The organism is Pseudomonas sp. P129, from assembly GCF_020312195.1.
GTDB classification, from domain to species: domain Bacteria; phylum Pseudomonadota; class Gammaproteobacteria; order Pseudomonadales; family Pseudomonadaceae; genus Aquipseudomonas; species Aquipseudomonas fragariae.
The window spans coordinates 96485-114680 of record NZ_JAGPYS010000015.1 but is presented as its reverse complement, the minus strand read 5'-3'; the positions used below and the strand labels follow the sequence as shown (position 1 = coordinate 114680).

Here is an 18196-nt window from a genome sequence, read left to right as displayed (position 1 = left end):
GTGAGGAACGATAGTTCTGTAACTATCGTGCCGACGCTCCGCGTGGGCATGCATTTCTGGACGCTCTGCGTCCTATCCCGAGCATGCGGCGCGGCGCAGATCTGTGACGCGGAGCGTCATCCAAGGCATTCCCACGCTGGTGGACTGCCCCCCGAAAGTTGGACGGTTTTAACTATCGTGCGGCGCTCCGCGTCGCATGCAGTTCTGGACGCTCCGCGTCCTATCCGGAGCATGCGGCGCGGCGCAGATCTGTGACGCGGAGCGTCACCCAAGGCATTCCCACGGAGCGTGAGGAACGATAATCTCAACTATCGTGCGACGCTCTGCGTCCGATCCTGGGCAAGCGGCGCGGCACAGATGTCGTGAATCGGTCGAACCTGTGTATAACATCGAGCGCTGCAGCGTGAGTACGATCAAAACCATCAACTGCATCACCCCACAATAAAACCGGAATTTTCTGTATTAAAGGGACGCTCCATGCAAGCTGCCAATCCACGCCGTGGGTACATTCTGGGCCTGAGTGCTTACATCATCTGGGGACTGTTCCCCATCTACTTCAAAGCCATTGCCGCCGTTCCGGCCATCGAGATCATCATCCATCGCGCGCTCTGGTCGGCGCTCTTCGGCTCGATCGTGCTGATGTTCTGGAAGCATCCCGGCTGGTGGCGCGACCTGCGCAACAACCCGCAACGGCTGGCCGTACTGGCGCTGAGCGGCACCCTGATCGCCAGCAACTGGATCATCTACGTCTGGGCGGTGAATAACGGACGCATGCTTGAAGCCAGCCTCGGGTATTACATCAACCCGCTGGTCAATGTGCTGCTCGGCATGTTGCTGCTGGGCGAGCGCCTCAGACGCCTGCAGATGCTGGCGGTCGCCTTCGCCGCTATTGGCGTCGCCCAGCAGGTCTGGCACGTCGGCAGCCTGCCGTGGGTGTCGCTGGCGCTGCCATTGACCTTCGCGTTCTACGGGCTGATCCGCAAACAAGCCCCGGTCGCCGCCCTGCCCGGCCTGGTCGTCGAAACCTGGATGCTGGTGCCGCTGGCGCTGATCTGGCTGGCGCTTAACCCGACGGCAGTCAGCGTCCAGCCAGAATTCTGGACCACCACGCAAGCCATCTGGCTCGCCGCAGCCGGCCCGGTCACGCTGGTACCGCTGGTGTGCTTCAACGCCGCCGCCCGTCATTTGCCTTTCACCACCCTGGGCTTCCTGCAGTACGTCGCGCCCACACTGGTCCTGCTGCTGGCCGTGCTGCTGTATGGCGAACACCTGACCACCAGCACCCTCATCACCTTCGCCTTCATCTGGGCCGGGCTGGCGATCTACAGTGTGGATATCTGGCTGAAATCCCGCGGCCGTCACTGATCAAAAAACACACAAATCCTTGCAGGCCACGCCCACTGTGGCCTGCAAGAGGTTCTCCAAGGGTTATCCACAGGCAGACTCACCTTATCTGTGCACAAGCCCTTGAAACTGTTGAATTTTTGATCAGTATGCGCCAAGCCACGGCGGGTTTGGCGCGCAAAGCTATTCCCCCAGGTTATCCACAGGCAGGTGCACGATTAACTTGGATAACCCGAAACGGACTTACTCCCTGGCCCCCAATACCAATTCCACCATCAAATCATCAGCCAGGGTCTCGAGCGCCGTTTGCAGATCATCCAGTGACAAGTCCTGCGGGACGCCCAGCACGGCGTCGGCATGGAACAGCAGTTCGCTGCTCATGGGCGCAGGGGACACGTCGGTGATCAGGTGTTCGACGTTGACGCCCTGCCCGGCCAGCAAACGGGTGATGTCGCGCACGATGCCGGGGCGGTCGTTGCCGACCAGTTCCATGCTGATCAGCCGGGTGGTATCGGACGTCTCGACCACGCTCTCGGCCAGCAGCATGCGGATGCCATGGGCTGACAGGCCGTTCAGCGCCTTGATCAGGTCGTCGTACTTTTCGGCCTCGACGCCGACCTTGAGGATCCCGGCAAATTGTCCGGCCATCCGCGACATGCGGCTTTCCAGCCAGTTGCCGCCGTGCTCGGCAATGCACTTCGAGATGCGTTCGACCTGACCCGGTTTGTCGGGAGCAACCAGCGTTACGACGAGATGATCCACGGTCAATTCCTCTTTCTGCACAGATGATTAGGAGACAGCGTCGGTCATACGAGTATAGGCATGCCCGACGGGCACCTGGCTCGCGGTAAATCGTGTACCGTTTGCCACGCTTTATGGAACAATCCTGAGCGCCTTTGGGGACACGGTGACTATCATCGTGACCCGATATGAATATCCAATCGTTTAGTGACATATTCAGCGACGTTTTCACGCGACGGCGGCTCATGTAGTATCCCGAATTTCGCACTACATGACACCCGGATCAATAACAGAGCGCTCCCCGAGTGTGCTCGACCCTGCTGAGCAGAGTGAGGCAAGTGCAATGACTGAGTACGTTCAAGTCGGTGACCTGCAAGTCGCCAGAGTCCTGTTCGACTTCGTGCAGAACGAAGCCACCCCCGGAACCGGCGTCGATGCCACTGCGTTCTGGGCCGGTGCGGACAAACTGATCCACGACCTTGCGCCAAAGAACAAGGCACTGCTCGCCAAACGTGATGAGTTACAGGCGAAAATCGACGCCTGGCACCAGTCGCATGCCGGGCAGGCTCACGACGCCTCGGCCTACAAAGCCTTCCTTCAGGAAATCGGTTACCTGCTGCCAGAAGCAGCGGACTTCCAGATCACCACGCAAAACGTCGATGAAGAAATCGCCACCATGGCTGGCCCGCAACTGGTCGTGCCGGTGATGAACGCCCGGTTTGCGCTCAATGCGTCGAATGCCCGTTGGGGTTCGCTGTATGACGCGCTCTACGGCACCGACGCCATCAGCGAAGAAGGCGGCGCGCAAAAGGGCAAGGGCTATAACAAAGTGCGTGGCGACAAGGTGATTGCTTTCGCTCGTGCCTTTCTCGATCAGGCAGCGCCTCTGTCAGCAGGTTCACATGCCGACTCGACAGCTTATAAGCTGATCGACGGCAAGCTGGTCGTCAGTCTCAAGGGTGGCAGCAATACCGGCCTGCACGATGACGCCCAACTGATCGGTTTTCAAGGCGATGCCCTGGCGCCATTTGCCTTGCTGCTCAAGCACAACGGTCTGCACTTCGAACTGCAGATCGACGCCGCCAGCCCGGTCGGGCAGACCGATCCGGCGGGCGTGAAAGACATCCTCATGGAAGCCGCGCTGACCACCATCATGGACTGCGAAGATTCCATTGCCGCTGTGGACGCCGACGACAAAGTGGTCGTCTACCGCAACTGGCTGGGCCTGATGAAGGGCGACCTGGCCGAGTCGGTGTCCAAGGGCGGTGAAACCTTTACCCGCACCATGAACCCGGACCGCGTCTACACCACGCCAGAGGGCGGCGAAGTCACCCTGCATGGTCGCTCGCTGCTGTTCATTCGCAACGTGGGCCACTTGATGACCATCGATGCGATACTCGACAAGCATGGCAACGAAGTGCCGGAAGGCATTCTCGACGGCCTGCTGACCAGCCTCGCCGCCATCCACAACCTCAAGGGCAACACCTCGCGCAGCAACAGCCGCAGCGGTTCGATGTACATCGTCAAACCGAAGATGCACGGCCCGCAGGAAGCGGCGTTCACCAACGAACTGTTCGAACGTATCGAGCAGGTACTGGGCTTGCCGCGTAACACCTTGAAGGTCGGGATCATGGACGAGGAGCGCCGCACCACGGTCAACCTCAAGGCCTGCATTCAGGCCGCCAGCGAGCGCGTGGTATTCATCAACACCGGCTTCCTCGACCGCACCGGCGACGAAATCCATACCTCCATGGAAGCGGGTCCGGTGGTACGCAAGGCACAGATGAAAGCCGAGAAGTGGATCACTGCCTACGAGAACTCCAACGTCGACATCGGTCTGAAATGCGGCCTGCAAGGTCGCGCACAGATCGGCAAAGGCATGTGGGCCATGCCGGACCTGATGGCCGCCATGCTGGAGCAGAAAATCGCTCATCCACTGGCTGGCGCCAACACCGCCTGGGTCCCCTCGCCTACCGCGGCTGCGCTGCACGCCCTGCATTATCACAAAGTCGACGTGTTCGCCCGTCAGGCCGAGCTGGCGCAGCGCGAGCAAGCCTCGGTGGATGACATTCTGACCATTCCGCTGGCACCGAACACGGACTGGACGCCGGAAGAAATCCAGAACGAACTGGACAACAACGCGCAGGGCATTCTTGGTTATGTAGTGCGCTGGATTGATCAGGGCGTGGGGTGTTCGAAAGTACCGGACATCAACGACATCGGCCTGATGGAAGACCGCGCCACGCTGCGTATCTCCAGCCAGCACATGGCCAACTGGCTGCGTCATGGTGTCGTCAGCGAAACTCAGGTTCTGGAAAGCCTCAAGCGCATGGCCCCGGTGGTGGATCGCCAGAACGCCAACGACCCGCTGTATCGCCCGCTGGCACCCGACTTCGACAGCAACATCGCCTTCCAGGCGGCGGTCGAACTGGTCATCGAAGGTACCCGGCAGCCCAACGGCTACACCGAGCCGGTATTGCACCGCCGCCGTCGGGAGTTCAAGGCCATCAACGGCCTGTAACGCGCCGCACGCCCCCTTGCGGGTTCTGGTCCTTGCCGGACCAGAACCTGCAAGGGCTCACCGCCTCAACTTATCCCCAACTCCCGCTTGACCAGCTTCACCAACTGCTTGGTATTGAGCGGTTTGAGAAGGAAGTCCACCACGTTCAGGTGCATGGCATCGATGGCATCGCGCACGTTGGCGTCGCCGGACACGATGATGATCGGCAGTTCGGCACGATCCGACTCACGAACCTTGCGAATCAGATCCAGCCCGTCAAAAGGAGCCATCCGCAAGTCGGTGATCAGCAGTCCGATGGACTGACGCGAGTGGATCATCTGCAGCGCCGTATCGCCACCGGGCGCGGTCATGCAACTGATGTCATTGAGGCTCAGAATTTCGGCCAGCAGCTCGCGCGCGTCGCTGTCGTCATCAACGATCAGGACCCGTTGCGGGGCGTCACGTGCAGGCGTGAGCATGACCTCATGAAGGGCATCGCGCTCATCGTCGCTCAGAATATCGTGGTCAATCATTGCAGTCTCATCATTCCCTGAACTAATCCGACAGCAGATACGGGTCAATCTGCGATGCATTTCGTCGGCATCCTGGCCAATCTTCGCTCGCAATCCATTGCGCTCGTCAAATCAGTTATGCCGCAAGCAGCACGGCGGTGTCACGGGGTTCAAGGTAAGACTTACGTCCAATGGGCACCTGGCTGCAAGCGGCCGACCATGAGCACCAATAACAAGAACGCGGAACAGGCCATGAGCAAGGCAGATGCTTTCACCCAGGCAGGCAAGACAGCCGTGCTGCAGAACATACACGGCACCATGCAGTTTCTGCAAAAATTCCCGCCATTCAATCAGATGGAAAACGCCCATCTGGCGTATCTGGTCGAGCAGTGTCAGCTGCGCTTCTACGCGGCCGGTGAAAGCATCATCAAGCCTGGCGACGGACCGGTGGAGCACTTTTACATCGTCAAGCAGGGCCGCATCGTCGGCGAGCGCCCGCATTCTGCCAAAGGCGGTACGGAAACAACATTCGAAATAACCACGGGCGAGTGTTTTCCACTCGCCGCCCTGCTCGGCGAGCGCGCCACTCGCACCGAGCATCTGGCTGCCGAGGACACGTTCTGCCTGCAGCTGAACAAGCAGGCGTTCATCAAGCTGTTCGCGCTCTCCACAACCTTTCGCGACTTTGCCTTGCGCGGTGTCAGCAGCCTGCTCGATCAAGTCAATCAACAAGTCCAGCAGCGCGCCGTCGAAACCCTGGGCACGCAGTACTCTCTGAATACCCGGCTGGGTGAACTTGCCATGCGCCATCCGGTGATGTGCAGCCCGGAAACGCCCATGCGCGACGCCGTGCGGCTGATGCACGAGCAGCAGGTAGGCAGCATCGTGATTGTCGACGAGCGGCAGGCGCCGCTGGGCATCTTTACCCTGCGCGACCTGCGTGAGGCGGTTGCCGATGTGGATGCCGACTTCAGCGCACCGGTCAGGCACGCCATGAGCCTGTCACCGTTCCACCTGAGCCCGGACGCCAGTGCATTCGACGCCGCCATCGCCATGACCGGTCGCCATATCGCGCACGTCTGCCTGGTCCGGGACAGGCGGTTGTGTGGCGTGGTGTCGGAGCGGGATCTGTTTTCCCTGCAACGGGTCGACCTGGTGCACCTGGCGCGGACCATCCGCAACGCGCCACGCATCGAAGCGCTCGCCGGCTTGCGCGGCGATATTGTCCAGCTGGTCGATCGAATGCTCGCCCATGGCGCGTCTTCAACCCAGATAACCCAGATCATCACCCTGCTCAACGACCACACCGTATGCCGGGTGATCGAGCTGACGCTTGCAGAGAAAGGCGACCCCGGCATTGCCTTCAGCTGGCTGTGCTTTGGCAGCGAAGGCCGTCGCGAGCAGACGCTGCATACCGATCAGGACAACGCCATTCTGTTCGAGGCCCGAGATGCAGCAGAGGCAGAGCAGATTCGCCGATCACTGCTGCCGATCGCCGAACGCATCAATCAGGGTCTGGCGCAGTGCGGTTTTACCCTGTGCAAGGGCAACATCATGGCCGGCAACCCCGACCTGTGCCTGTCCCGACTCGAATGGTCGCAGCGCTTCTCGACGTTTATTCGCGAGGCGACACCGGAGAACCTGCTGGCCTCGAGTATCTATTTCGATCTGCGCGTGGTCTGGGGGGATGAAAGTGGCGTCGAGCAACTGCGCCGCAGCATTCTTGATCAGGTCGCAGACAACCGGCTGTTCCAGCGCATGATGGCCGACAACGCACTGCGCCAGCGTCCGCCAGTGGGGCGCTTCAAGGATTTCGTGCTGGCCCGCAAAGGCAGCGAAAAGGATACGCTGGACCTCAAGGTCGAAGGCCTGACGCCCTTCGTCGACGGTGCGCGCCTGCTGGCACTGGCCAACGGTATCGGCGTCAACAACACGCAGGAACGCCTGCGCCAACTGGTCGAGCGCGAAGTCATCGACCCGCTCGACGGTGCTGCGTATGAGGAGGCTTATCACTTCATCCAGCAGACTCGCATGCAGCAACATCAGCTGCAAAGTCGCCAGAATCTGGCTTATTCCAACCGCATCGACCCCGACACACTCAACCATCTGGACCGGCGCATTCTGCGCGAATCGTTTCGCCAGGCGCAGCGATTGCAAACCAGCCTGACCCTGCGTTATCAGCTATGAACCTGTTCGAATGGCTCAAACCACGGCCGAAAAAGACACCCTTGCACGCGCACCAACTGGAGCGCCTTAAACGACTGCCGGTGTGCGCGAACCTCAGTGACACGTCACTGCGTGAACAGCGCTGGGTCGTGCTGGACCTGGAAACCAGTGGCCTGAACATGAACCGCGATCAGGTGCTGTCCATTGGTGCGGTGGTGATTGAAGACGGCGCCATCGATCTGGGCCAGCAGTTCGAGCGCACGCTGTTGCGCGTCGACCACAAGATCAGTCCGGCCGTTCTGATTCATGGGCTGGCGCCCAGTGCGATTGCCGCTGGCAGTGAGCCGGTCGAGGCCTTGCTGGACTTCATGGAGTTCGTCGGAGACAGCCCGATTCTCGGCTTTCATGCGCCATTCGATCAGCACATGCTGTCGCGCGCCTTGAAGGAAAGCCTGGGCTATCGCTTGCAGCACGCGTTTTTCGACGCCGCCGAAATCGCCCCGATGCTCTGCGAGCACGCCAACCTGCGTCATGCCGGGCTGGATGACTGGACCCGTTTCTTTGGCCTGCATGCCGAACAACGTCACCACGCCAGCGCCGATGCGCTGGTCACCGCAGAACTGGCGCTGATTCTGTTCAGCCACGCCCGTCGTCAGCAGATCGACAACCCCTTGCGGCTGGAGGAAGCACTCGGGCAATGGCGCAGGCGCAGACAGTCGCATTCGTTCTGACTGCGACTTCGTCAGCGCCTCCCGTTCAGTTCGGGGCGATGGTCTTGGCGATCACATCCACCGTCGCTTCAACCTGCTCCCGGTAGCGCTTGAGCTCGACCTTGTGCAGTTGCTCGAGCTCGATCTGCTGTGAGCAGAGGTTCAGCGCTGCAAGGACCAGCAGACGGTCACCGATCAACGTCGGGTATTTGCGTTTGGTGTCGGCCAGCGACGCATTGAGCATCGCAGCGGCCTTCATGAGGGTCAGGTCTTCGCCAGCCGGCGCCTTGACCGAGTACTCATTGCCCAGAATGGTGAGAACGGTTACACCGCTGCCATCGACGTTCATGCGCCGACAGCACTTGCGCTGGTGGCGCGATCAACCAGTGCCTGGATACGCGCGGCAGTGCTGCCATGCTTCTCTTCCTGCTCCATCAGACTCAGTTGCAAGTTCTCGTTCTCGTCCTTGGCTTTTGCCAGCTCGGCGGCGAGCTGTGCATTTGTTTCCTGAAGGGCCTGGTTCTGCTGCACCAGATCGCCGACAAGTTGTTCCAATTGGCTAAGGGAGGCTTCCAACATTTTGATTTCTCGAGCAAATTTCAACGGGCGCGTACGATAAAGAAAAGTCGCTGCGCATACCAGCGCTCACCGCTCTGTCATCACATCGACACATCGATAACGTAGACGCGTAGGGGGCTTGTGACTCCTTATTCGGTATCCGGTTCCTGCTGTTCGTCAGACCGTCTGAAACTGCGACAAATGCGCGCAGGCAATGGGCAGACTGCCATCGTGAAAAAAGCATCCGCCTCGTCTTTTCAAAGGCTTGCGCCCGATCGGCGAAAGAAATGAAGAAATCGTCACGATTAAGTCACACGCAATACGTGCCTATCGGCTCAAGACTTTAGTCGCACGTCCGATAGGCACCCCACTTACGGCTTTATCTCCGTCTCTAAATCGCATGGAACGCGTAAATGACCCTGGAAGCTTTCTATGTCCCTGCGAAATATGAACATCGCGCCTCGAGCGTTTCTTGGATTTGCCATGATCGGCACCCTCATGCTGATTCTGGGCGTCTTTGCACTGTCACAGATGAGCAAGATCCGCAGCGCCACCGAGGTGCTGGCCGACAGCAACGTGCCCAGCATCAAGAGCCTCGATCGCTTCGCTGAAGTCAGCATTCGTCTGCGGGTGCTGTCCTATCGATTGCTGGTCAATCGCGATCCGGAAACCCAGCAGAAAACCATCGAGCTGATGGCGATGCGCAACAAGCAGATCACTGACGCTCAGGCCGTTTACGAGAAGCTGATCAGTACCCCCGACGAGCGCAACCTCTATAGCCAGTACGTGCAGTTGCTGGGCCAGTATCGCCAGCTTGAAGACCGCCTGAAAACGCTGACCCGTGCGAACAACATCGACGAATTGCAGGGCTTGCTCAACAACGAAATGGTCAGCAACTCCGACCAGATGAACGTTGTGCTGCGCAAGCTGGTGGATATCAATACGGCGCAGTTGAATGAGGTCAAGGAGCAGGCCTCCATCGAGTATGACTCGGCATTCAATATGGTGATCGGACTGCTGATCGCCGCCACCCTGCTGACCCTCGTGTTTGCCTGGATGCTGATCAAGAGCATTACCACACCGATTGCCACCGCACTGCTCGCAGCGGAGACCATCGCGCAAGGCAACCTGACCCGGCCGATCAGTATCGACGGCACCGATGAAGCCGGTCGTCTGCTGCTGGCCATGAAAACCATGCAGGACAAGCTGCGCGATACCTTGCAGGGTATTTCCGGCTCGGCCACGCAACTGGCTTCGGCAGCCGAAGAACTGAATGCCGTCACTGACGAAAGCGCACGCGGGCTGGTGCAGCAGAACGACGAAATAGAACAGGCTGCCACTGCGGTCAACCAGATGACCAGCGCCGTGGAAGAAGTGGCGCGCAACGCCACCAGCACCTCGCAGGCCTCGCGCAGCGCGGCGACCTCTGCGGGCGATGGCCGCGACCTGGTTCAGGAAACCGTCAGCGCCATCGAGCGTATGAGTGGCGACGTGCAAGGCACCGCCGAGCTGATCATCAGCCTGGCCAATGAGTCGCGTGATATCGGCAAGGTGCTCGACGTGATTCGCGGCCTGGCCGACCAGACCAACCTGCTGGCATTGAACGCCGCCATCGAAGCAGCGCGGGCCGGTGAAGCCGGACGTGGCTTTGCCGTCGTGGCCGACGAAGTCCGTGCCCTGGCCCATCGCACCCAGCAATCGACCAGCGAAATCGAACGCATGATCAGCAGCATTCAGACCGGCACGGAACAGGCCGTCAGCTCGATGCGCAACAGCACCGAACGCGCCGAATCGACGCTGAACATCGCCAAGGGCGCAGGCCAGGCCCTGAACACTATCAACAGCGCCGTGGAAGAGATCAACGAACGCAACATGGTCATCGCCAGCGCCGCCGAAGAACAGGCACAAGTCGCCCGCGAAGTGGACCGCAACCTGGTCAACATCCGCGACCTGTCGGCACAATCCACCAACGGCGCCAACCAGACCAGCGCAGCCAGCACCGAGCTGTCACGCCTGGCAATCGACCTCAACGGCATGGTGGCACGCTTCGCGCTTTGATGCTCGAAAACGGGCGTTTTATTTCCGGAAGCTATGTTGTGTGAAAGCCAGTCTTCGCGAACAAGTTCGCTCCTACGCCCTTCGGGCAGAAGCAAACCGTGATCCCTCAGCTTCTGGCCGCAGGCCGTAGGAGCGAACTTGTTCGCGAAAAATGCTCACACCCTTCGGGCAGAAGCAGACCGTGAGCCTTCAGCTTCTGGCCGCAGGCCGTAGGAGCGAACTTGTTCGCGAAAAATGCTCACGCCCTACGGGCAGAAGCAGACCGTGAGCCTTCAGCTTCTGGCCGCAGGCCGTAGGAGCGAACTTGTTCGCGAAAAATGCTCACACCCTTCGGGCAGAAGCAAACCGTGATCCCTCAGCTTCTGGCCGCAGGCCGTAGGAGCGAACTTGTTCGCGAAAAATGCTCACGCCCTACGGGCTAAAGCAGACTGCGATCCCTCAGCTTCTGGCCGCAGGCCGTAGGAGCGAACTTGTTCGCGAAAAATGCTCACACCCTTCGGGCAGAAGCAGACCGTGAGCCCCAGCTTCTGGCCGCAGGCCGTAGGAGCGAACTTGTTCGCGAAAGCTGCCCGTGCCTCAAACCCAGATAGCATCCCACAGCGGGTAATCCCCAAGCTTTTTAACCAAGCCCGCACGTAAAGGATTGGCCACGATATAACGGGCTATCGGCGCAATATCCTCTTCGTCGCGGATTGCTCTGTCGTGGTACCCGGATTGCCACAAAGCGTGAGGACGGACACACAGTTTTCCAACTGCAATCGAGCTTCGGGCCTTTAATTGTTTCATCAAGCTGGGCAAATCACCGGCCTTGAGTTCAAAAAGCCAGTGGAGATGGTCAGGCATGACTACCCATGCCATAGACTTGACCAGCCCCTGCTCTTCGCAACGCTTCATTTCTCGTACGAGCAGCCGTCCCAGCTGCATTTCGGCGAACACAGTTACACGGCCCTTCGTTACTGAAGTGACCATGTAAATCTGACCAACTGCCGAGTATCTGCCTTTGCGCAGGTGTCGTGTCGTTGCGCAATGAGGCATTCCATCGCCCTCCAGAACCGGTTCAACGTTGAACCTTAGCGTCTGTAGGGCGATGAGCAGAGCGAATGTTTTACAGCCTGTGAGAGATGCTTTCTCGTCGTGAGCATTTGCAAACCGGACGTTTTGTTACAGCCTCACACTCGCAAACGTCGACTCATTACGCGCCTGACTCAGGGCCGACATCGGCCCGGACAGCGGGGCGAGTACCAGGGCCTGCGGGATCGGCATCATCGCGACCTGCTGTGCGGTGTTGGACCCTACGCGCTCGTCACGTGGCGGGATGCCGAAGTATTCGCGGTAGCATTTGGAGAAGTGTGGTGTGGACACGAAGCCGCACACTGACGCCACTTCGATGATCGACATCGGGGTCTGCTTGAGCAGTTGCCGGGCGCGAATCAGGCGCAGTTTCAGGTAGTAGCGCGATGGCGAACAATGCAAATACTTCTGGAACAGCCGCTCCAGCTGCCTGCGCGAAACGGCGACATACACAGCCAGCTCGTCAAGGTCGATCGGCTCTTCAAGATTGGCTTCCATCAGCGCCACGATTTCCTGCAGCTTCGGCTGATTGGTACCGAGCATATGCTTGAGCGGCACGCGCTGGTGGTCCTGTTCGTTGCGAATGCGCTCGTAGACGAACATTTCGGAAATGGCTGCCGACAACTCGCGCCCATGATCACGACTGATCAGGTGCAGCATCATATCCAAAGGTGCGGTGCCACCCGAACTGGTGAAACGGTTGCGGTCCAGCGTGAACAGCCGGGTGCTCATCGACACGCGCGGAAAGGCTTCCTGCATCGACGCCAGACATTCCCAATGCACGCTGCACTCGAAACCATCCAGCAAACCCGCGCACGCCAGCGCCCAGCTGCCGGTGCACACAGCGCCCAGACGGCGCGACTGACGTGCCTGGCCCTGTAGCCAGCTGACGTGTTCACGCGTGACGGAGCGCTGAATACCGACACCGCCGCAGACGATGACCGTGTCGAGCAAAGGAGCCTTGTGCATCGCCGCATCCGGCGTGATCTGCAGACCATCGCTGGCCCAGACCTGGCCGCCGTCGACACTCAGCGTGGTCCAGCGATACAGCTCGCGGCCCGATAACTGATTGGCCATGCGAAGGGGTTCTACCGCCGATGCGAGGGAGATCAGGGTGAAGTTATCCAGCAGCAGAAAGCCGATGGACTGAGGCGCGCGGTTCTGGGGTTGAGTCCCTTGATTGAACGATGTCATCACACTATCTCCTCTCATATGGCAATGGTTGGCCCCAGGACAGGCTCTTCTTGTAGCCCTCGTTATTGCAGGGCTTGGTAATGACATCGCAAATCCCATGCCGGAATTTGATCGCTCATTCAAGAACACCTGAAAACGACGTCGCGAAGCGTCTACCCGGCTGCGACCCTCATACCTGTTTGCGACGGCGAGGCCGCCGCACGCGGAGTTCGATGAGCAGTTCGGTAGCACTTCAGGGAAACGATCGAGGGGCGTTCACACGCCGAGTGCTACTCAAGGCACATCCCGAGGCAGCCGTGCCGAGGGCAGGCGTTCGCGCTAAAAAGTGGCGGCCTGCAGGGCGCGTGATCGAAAAGCGCGCAGCCGCAAAAAAAGGGCACGCGACCTGGCATGACCACTGGCGGATCCGCCCCGATAATGAACTTGTCGGCGTTACTCCCCTCCAAAGCACCGCGTTCGCGCAGGCACCGACCTGCCAACCGACCGCTGCCGACCTGCGCAGCAACCGTGTAACGTACTGGCCGTTTTTTCGCAGTTCCGACACTGCAACCGGGCGTGCGTACGATGCAACGAATCTGTAAGCGACCTTGCGCGCACTGGATACGACGCCTCCTGCACTGGATACGACGCCCCCTGTAGGCGTTTGATTTTCCCTGTTACATGATCGGTTCCGACTCGATCGCCCGGCGCAGTGATGGAGCTTCGCGAAAAGCCTCGCCAACCCATAAGCCGCGTCAGCGTTCACCTGCTGATGACCAGAAGAAACTCACTGGAGTCCACCCCATGAAAGGTTCCAAATCGTTGCTGTTGGCCGCTACGCTCTGTATGCCGGTGCTAGCCCAGGCAGCCGAGCCAGAGGCCTGTCATACGGTCAACTTCTCCGATGTCGGCTGGACTGACATTACCGTCACTACTGCGGTAACCAGCGCCGTACTCGAGTCACTGGGTTACAAGACCAAAACCACCATGATTTCCGTACCGGTGACCTACAAGTCGCTGGCCGACGGCAAGAACATGGACGTGTTCCTCGGCAACTGGATGCCGACCATGGAAAACGACATCAAGCCCTATCGCGAAGCAGGGACCGTCGAAACCGTGCGTGCCAACCTGGAGAACGCCAAGTACACCCTGGCGGTCCCGGAAGCGCTTTACGACAAAGGCCTGCATGACTTCGCCGACATCGCCAAATTCAAGAAGGAACTGGGCGGCAAGATCTACGGTATCGAGCCTGGCAACGACGGTAATCGCCTGATCCAGAGCATGATCGACAAGAACGCCTTCGGCCTCAAAGACGCAGGCTTCAAGGTCGTTGAATCCAGCGAAGCCGCAATGCTTTCGCAGGTCGACCGCGCCGTGAAACGCAAAAACGATGTGGTGTTCCTCGGTTGGGAACCGCATCCGATGAACACCCGTTTCAAGATGAAATATCTGACTGGCGGCGATGACTTCTTCGGCCCCAACTACGGCCAGGCGACCATCTACACCAACACCCGCAAAGGCTACAGTCAGGAGTGCAGCAACGTAGGTCAGTTGCTCAAGAACCTGTCCTTCACGCTGAACATGGAAAGCACCCTGATGGGCAACGTGCTGGACGACAAGATGAAGCCTGATGCCGCCGCCAAGGCGTGGATCAAGAAAAACCCGCAAGTACTCGACACCTGGCTCGCAGGCGTAAACACCGTCGATGGCAAGCCAGGCCTGGAGGCAGCCAAAGCCAAGTTGACCCAGTAAGCCGACAGCAGGCGGGCCTGACCCGCCTGCTGCCCTCTTCACCTTCCGCAAGCGGACACCCGAAATCATGCTGACTGACCATAAAATCCCTCTGGGCGAGTACATCGCCGCATTTGTCGATTGGTTGACGGCCAACGGCGCCGATTACTTCGACGCGATAGCCTCGACACTGGAAATGATGATCCACGGGTTCACTTTCGCGCTGACCTGGTTCAATCCATTCGTACTGATCAGCCTTATCGCCGCCCTCGCGCACTTCATCCAGCGCAAGTGGGGCCTGACGGTTTTCGTCATCCTTTCGTTTCTGCTGATCCTCAACCTGCATTATTGGCAGGAGACCATGGAAACCCTGGCGCAGGTGCTCTTCGCCACGCTGGTCTGTGTCGTCATCGGCGTGCCGCTGGGCATCATTGCCGCGCACAAGCCGCTGTTCTACACCATCATCCGGCCGTTACTCGACCTGATGCAGACCGTGCCCACCTTCGTCTATCTGATTCCGACGCTCACGCTGTTCGGTCTGGGCGTGGTACCCGGCCTGATCTCGACGGTGGTTTTCGCCATTGCCGCGCCGATTCGCCTGACCTACCTGGGCATCCGTGATGTGCCTCAGGAGTTGCTGGATGCCGGCAAGGCCTTCGGCTCGTCACGCCGCCAGCTGCTGACACGCATTGAACTGCCCTACGCGATGCCCAGCATTGCAGCCGGCATTACCCAGTGCATCATGCTGTCGTTGTCGATGGTTGTTATCGCTGCCCTCGTCGGCGCCGACGGCCTCGGCAAACCGGTAGTCAACGCGCTGAACACAGCCGACATCGCGCTCGGTTTCGAAGCCGGTCTGGCAATCGTATTGCTGGCCATCATGCTCGACCGTATCTGCAAACAACCCGAAGCCAAGGTAGGGTCCGACGCATGAGTATCATCAAATTCGACAAGGTAGACGTCATCTTCTCCAAGGACCCGCGTGAAGCCCTCAAGCTGCTCGATGAAGGCCTCACGCGTGACCAGATCCTCAAGAAAACCGGACAGATCGTCGGCGTCGAGAACGCCAGTCTGGACATCGAGAAGGGCGAAATCTGCGTCCTGATGGGCCTGTCGGGCTCCGGCAAATCCAGCCTGTTGCGCTGTATCAACGGCCTCAACACCGTCAGCCGTGGCTCCCTGTTCGTCGAGCATGAAGGCTCGCAGATCAACATCGCCAACTGCAGCGCAGCCGAACTGAAAATGATGCGCACCAAGCGCATTGCCATGGTCTTTCAGAAGTTCGCCCTGATGCCCTGGCTGACGGTGCGCGAAAACATCAGCTTCGGCCTGGAAATGCAGGGTCGCCCCGAAAAGGAACGGCGCAAGCTGGTGGATGAAAAGCTCGAGCTGGTGGGCCTGACCCAGTGGCGCAACAAGAAGCCCGACGAACTGTCTGGCGGCATGCAGCAGCGAGTGGGCCTGGCGCGAGCATTGGCGATGGACGCCGACATCCTGCTCATGGACGAACCCTTCTCGGCGCTTGACCCGCTGATCCGCCAGGGTCTGCAGGACGAACTGCTTGCCCTGCAAACCAAACTGAGCAAGACCATTGTGTTCGTCAGCCACGATCTGGACGAAGCACTGAAGCTCGGTAGCCGGATCGCCATCATGAAGGATGGCCGCATCGTGCAATACAGCGTGCCGGAACAGATCGTTCTCAATCCGGCCGATGAATACGTGCGCACCTTCGTTGCACATACCAACCCACTGAACGTGCTGTGCGGTCGCAGCCTGATGCGTACCGTCGAGGAGTGCACCCACGTCAACGGTTCGGTGTGCCTGGACCCGAGTGGCGACTCATGGCTCGATCTGGCCGAAGGCAACGTGATCAAAGGTGCACGGCAAGGTGCCTCGGCCCTCGATCTGCAGAACTGGACCCCCGGCCAGGACGTCGCCTCCCTGGATCGACGCCCCACGCTTGTGCATTCCAACATCGGCATGCGCGACGCGCTGCAGATCCGCTACCAGACCGGCAACAAACTGGTCCTGCAGGACGGCAATAAAGTGGTCGGCATTCTGGGTGATACCGAGCTGTATCACGCGTTGCTGGGCAAAAACCACGGCTGACAAGGCCTGCAACCGACAAGCCCGCTCCACCGCGCTGGACTCATCCAGCCGGGAGCGGGCTTTTTTTCGTCCACAGCCTTCACCCGGGTAACTCCCCTGCCGCTATTTCTGCTCCCTCAGCCGCCATGTCGTAAACGCACCTTTGTGTGGCGTCCATAGGCATTTGGCGTCTTCGGTCCGGCCCTACCATCGCTCTCAGAGGGCTCTGTTGAGCCCGAACGACAAGTCAGGCGCCGCGCCGCCGCTGGGAGATCCGCGATGTTCAGCAAGCAAGACCAGATCCAGGGTTATGACGATGCACTATTGTCGGCGATGAACGCCGAGGAGCAGCGTCAGGAAGACCATATCGAGCTGATCGCCTCGGAGAACTACACCAGCAAACGCGTGATGCAGGCGCAGGGCAGCGGCCTGACCAACAAGTACGCAGAGGGCTATCCCGGCAAGCGTTACTACGGCGGTTGCGAGCACGTCGACAAGGTCGAGCAACTGGCCATCGAACGCGCCAGACAGTTGTTTGGTGCCGACTATGCCAACGTTCAGCCGCATTCCGGAAGTCAGGCCAACGCAGCGGTCTATCTGGCGCTGCTTCAGGCCGGCGATACCGTGTTGGGCATGAGCCTGGCGCACGGCGGTCACCTGACTCACGGCGCCAAGGTCAGCTTCTCGGGCAAACTCTATAACGCCGTGCAGTACGGCATCGACACCGCGACCGGGCTGATCGATTACGACGAAGTCGAGCGCATCGCCGTCGAGTGCCAGCCGAAAATGATCATCGCCGGGTTTTCAGCCTACTCCAAGACCCTCGACTTCCCGCGCTTCCGCGCAATCGCCGACAAGGTGGGCGCCTACCTGTTCGTCGACATGGCGCACGTCGCCGGTCTGGTTGCCGCCGGTCTTTACCCGAATCCGCTGCCCTACGCAGACGTAGTCACCACCACGACCCACAAGACCCTGCGCGGCCCACGCGGCGGCCTGATTCTGGCCAGGGCCAACGAAGAGCTGGAAAAGAAATTCAATTCCGCCGTCTTCCCCGGTGGTCAGGGCGGCCCGCTGATGCACGTCATCGCCGCCAAGGCCGTGTGTTTCAAGGAAGCCATGGAGCCCGCCTTCAAGGCCTATCAACAGCAGGTCATCGACAACGCGCAAGCGATGGCGCAGGTGTTCATCGAACGGGGCTTCGACGTGGTCTCCGGCGGCACCGACAACCATCTGTTTCTGGTCAGCCTGATCCGTCAGGGCCTGACCGGCAAGGACGCCGACGCCGCGCTGGGCCGTGCGCACATCACCGTCAACAAGAACTCGGTGCCCAACGACCCGCAGTCGCCGTTCGTGACGTCCGGCCTGCGCATCGGCACACCGGCCGTTACCACCCGCGGCTTCAAGGTGACCCAGTGCGTCGAGCTGGCCGGCTGGATCTGCGACATCCTCGACAACCTCGGTGATGCCGATGTCGAGGCCGACGTCGCCAGCCAGGTCGCCGCCCTGTGCGCCGATTTTCCGGTTTATCGCTGAGTCAGGAGTAG

Annotated in this window: 15 protein-coding genes and 1 pseudogene; 10 read left to right on the top strand and 6 right to left on the bottom strand. The window is 59.8% G+C overall.

The window, feature by feature from the left end; genetic code table 11:
• The first annotated feature begins 477 nt into the window (after positions 1-477).
• A complete protein-coding gene (gene rarD, locus KBY02_RS24005) occupies positions 478-1365 on the top strand; it encodes an EamA family transporter RarD (protein ID WP_003402166.1) in 888 nt (295 codons plus the stop codon).
• A 222-nt stretch (positions 1366-1587) separates the two neighbouring features.
• Here the strand turns inward: rarD and KBY02_RS24000 are convergent, their stop codons facing one another.
• A complete protein-coding gene (locus KBY02_RS24000) occupies positions 1588-2106 on the bottom strand; it encodes a glycine cleavage system protein R (RefSeq protein ID WP_103713747.1) in 519 nt (172 codons plus the stop codon).
• Positions 2107-2428: 322 nt separating this feature from the next.
• On the opposite strand from KBY02_RS24000, the gene KBY02_RS23995 reads away from it, so the two are divergent.
• A complete protein-coding gene (locus KBY02_RS23995) occupies positions 2429-4606 on the top strand; it encodes a malate synthase G (RefSeq protein ID WP_104723040.1) in 2178 nt (725 codons plus the stop codon).
• Between the two features lie 65 nt (positions 4607-4671).
• Here KBY02_RS23995 and KBY02_RS23990 read toward each other — a convergent pair whose 3' ends face one another.
• Complete coding sequence (locus tag KBY02_RS23990; RefSeq protein ID WP_003402175.1) at positions 4672-5118, bottom strand: response regulator; 447 nt, start codon at positions 5116-5118, stop codon at positions 4672-4674.
• 231 nt (positions 5119-5349) lie between these two features.
• Between KBY02_RS23990 and KBY02_RS23985 the strand changes: the two genes are divergently transcribed.
• Positions 5350-7284 carry a DUF294 nucleotidyltransferase-like domain-containing protein gene (locus KBY02_RS23985; RefSeq protein ID WP_225650808.1) on the top strand — a complete coding sequence of 645 codons (1935 nt, stop codon included), beginning with the start codon at positions 5350-5352 and terminating at the stop codon, positions 7282-7284.
• Positions 7281-7994, top strand: coding sequence for a PolC-type DNA polymerase III (locus KBY02_RS23980; RefSeq protein ID WP_225650806.1), 714 nt, complete (start codon positions 7281-7283; stop codon positions 7992-7994). The genes KBY02_RS23985 and KBY02_RS23980 overlap by 4 nt, the downstream gene beginning before the upstream one ends.
• A 25-nt stretch (positions 7995-8019) precedes the next feature.
• Here the strand turns inward: KBY02_RS23980 and KBY02_RS23975 are convergent, their stop codons facing one another.
• Together KBY02_RS23975 and KBY02_RS23970 are read right to left on the bottom strand one after the other, a co-directional pair.
• Entirely contained in the window at positions 8020-8322 is a 303-nt protein-coding gene (locus tag KBY02_RS23975) for a cell division protein ZapA (protein ID WP_003316170.1), read from the bottom strand.
• Positions 8319-8552, bottom strand: a complete 234-nt coding sequence (locus KBY02_RS23970; protein WP_225650805.1) for a hypothetical protein — start codon at positions 8550-8552, stop codon at positions 8319-8321. The genes KBY02_RS23975 and KBY02_RS23970 overlap by 4 nt, the downstream gene beginning before the upstream one ends.
• A gap of 411 nt (positions 8553-8963) precedes the next feature.
• Here KBY02_RS23970 and KBY02_RS26665 point away from each other — a divergent pair.
• Positions 8964-9446: pseudogene (locus tag KBY02_RS26665) on the top strand (MCP four helix bundle domain-containing protein); the annotation flags it as partial.
• A 15-nt stretch (positions 9447-9461) separates the two neighbouring features.
• Positions 9462-10589 (top strand): methyl-accepting chemotaxis protein, encoded by a 1128-nt coding sequence (locus KBY02_RS23965; protein ID WP_404944338.1) that lies wholly within the window; start codon positions 9462-9464, stop codon positions 10587-10589.
• Between the two features lie 576 nt (positions 10590-11165).
• Here KBY02_RS23965 and KBY02_RS23960 read toward each other — a convergent pair.
• Together KBY02_RS23960 and KBY02_RS23955 are read right to left on the bottom strand one after the other, a co-directional pair.
• Positions 11166-11624, bottom strand: a complete 459-nt coding sequence (locus tag KBY02_RS23960; protein ID WP_058823185.1) for an REP-associated tyrosine transposase — start codon at positions 11622-11624, stop codon at positions 11166-11168.
• A 126-nt stretch (positions 11625-11750) separates the two neighbouring features.
• Positions 11751-12854, bottom strand: coding sequence for a GlxA family transcriptional regulator (locus tag KBY02_RS23955; protein ID WP_003402189.1), 1104 nt, complete (start codon positions 12852-12854; stop codon positions 11751-11753).
• 783 nt (positions 12855-13637) lie between these two features.
• On the opposite strand from KBY02_RS23955, the gene KBY02_RS23950 reads away from it, so the two are divergent.
• From KBY02_RS23950 to glyA, 4 genes are all read left to right on the top strand, one after another.
• Positions 13638-14585, top strand: a complete 948-nt coding sequence (locus tag KBY02_RS23950) for a choline ABC transporter substrate-binding protein (RefSeq protein WP_011269185.1) — start codon at positions 13638-13640, stop codon at positions 14583-14585.
• Between the two features lie 64 nt (positions 14586-14649).
• Positions 14650-15498, top strand: a complete 849-nt coding sequence (gene choW, locus KBY02_RS23945; protein WP_192874565.1) for a choline ABC transporter permease subunit — start codon at positions 14650-14652, stop codon at positions 15496-15498.
• Entirely contained in the window at positions 15495-16673 is a 1179-nt protein-coding gene (choV, locus tag KBY02_RS23940) for a choline ABC transporter ATP-binding protein (protein ID WP_011269186.1), read from the top strand. The genes choW and choV overlap by 4 nt, the downstream gene beginning before the upstream one ends.
• A 258-nt stretch (positions 16674-16931) precedes the next feature.
• Positions 16932-18185, top strand: coding sequence for a serine hydroxymethyltransferase (gene glyA, locus KBY02_RS23935; RefSeq protein ID WP_024640219.1), 1254 nt, complete (start codon positions 16932-16934; stop codon positions 18183-18185).
• Positions 18186-18196: the final 11 nt, after the last annotated feature.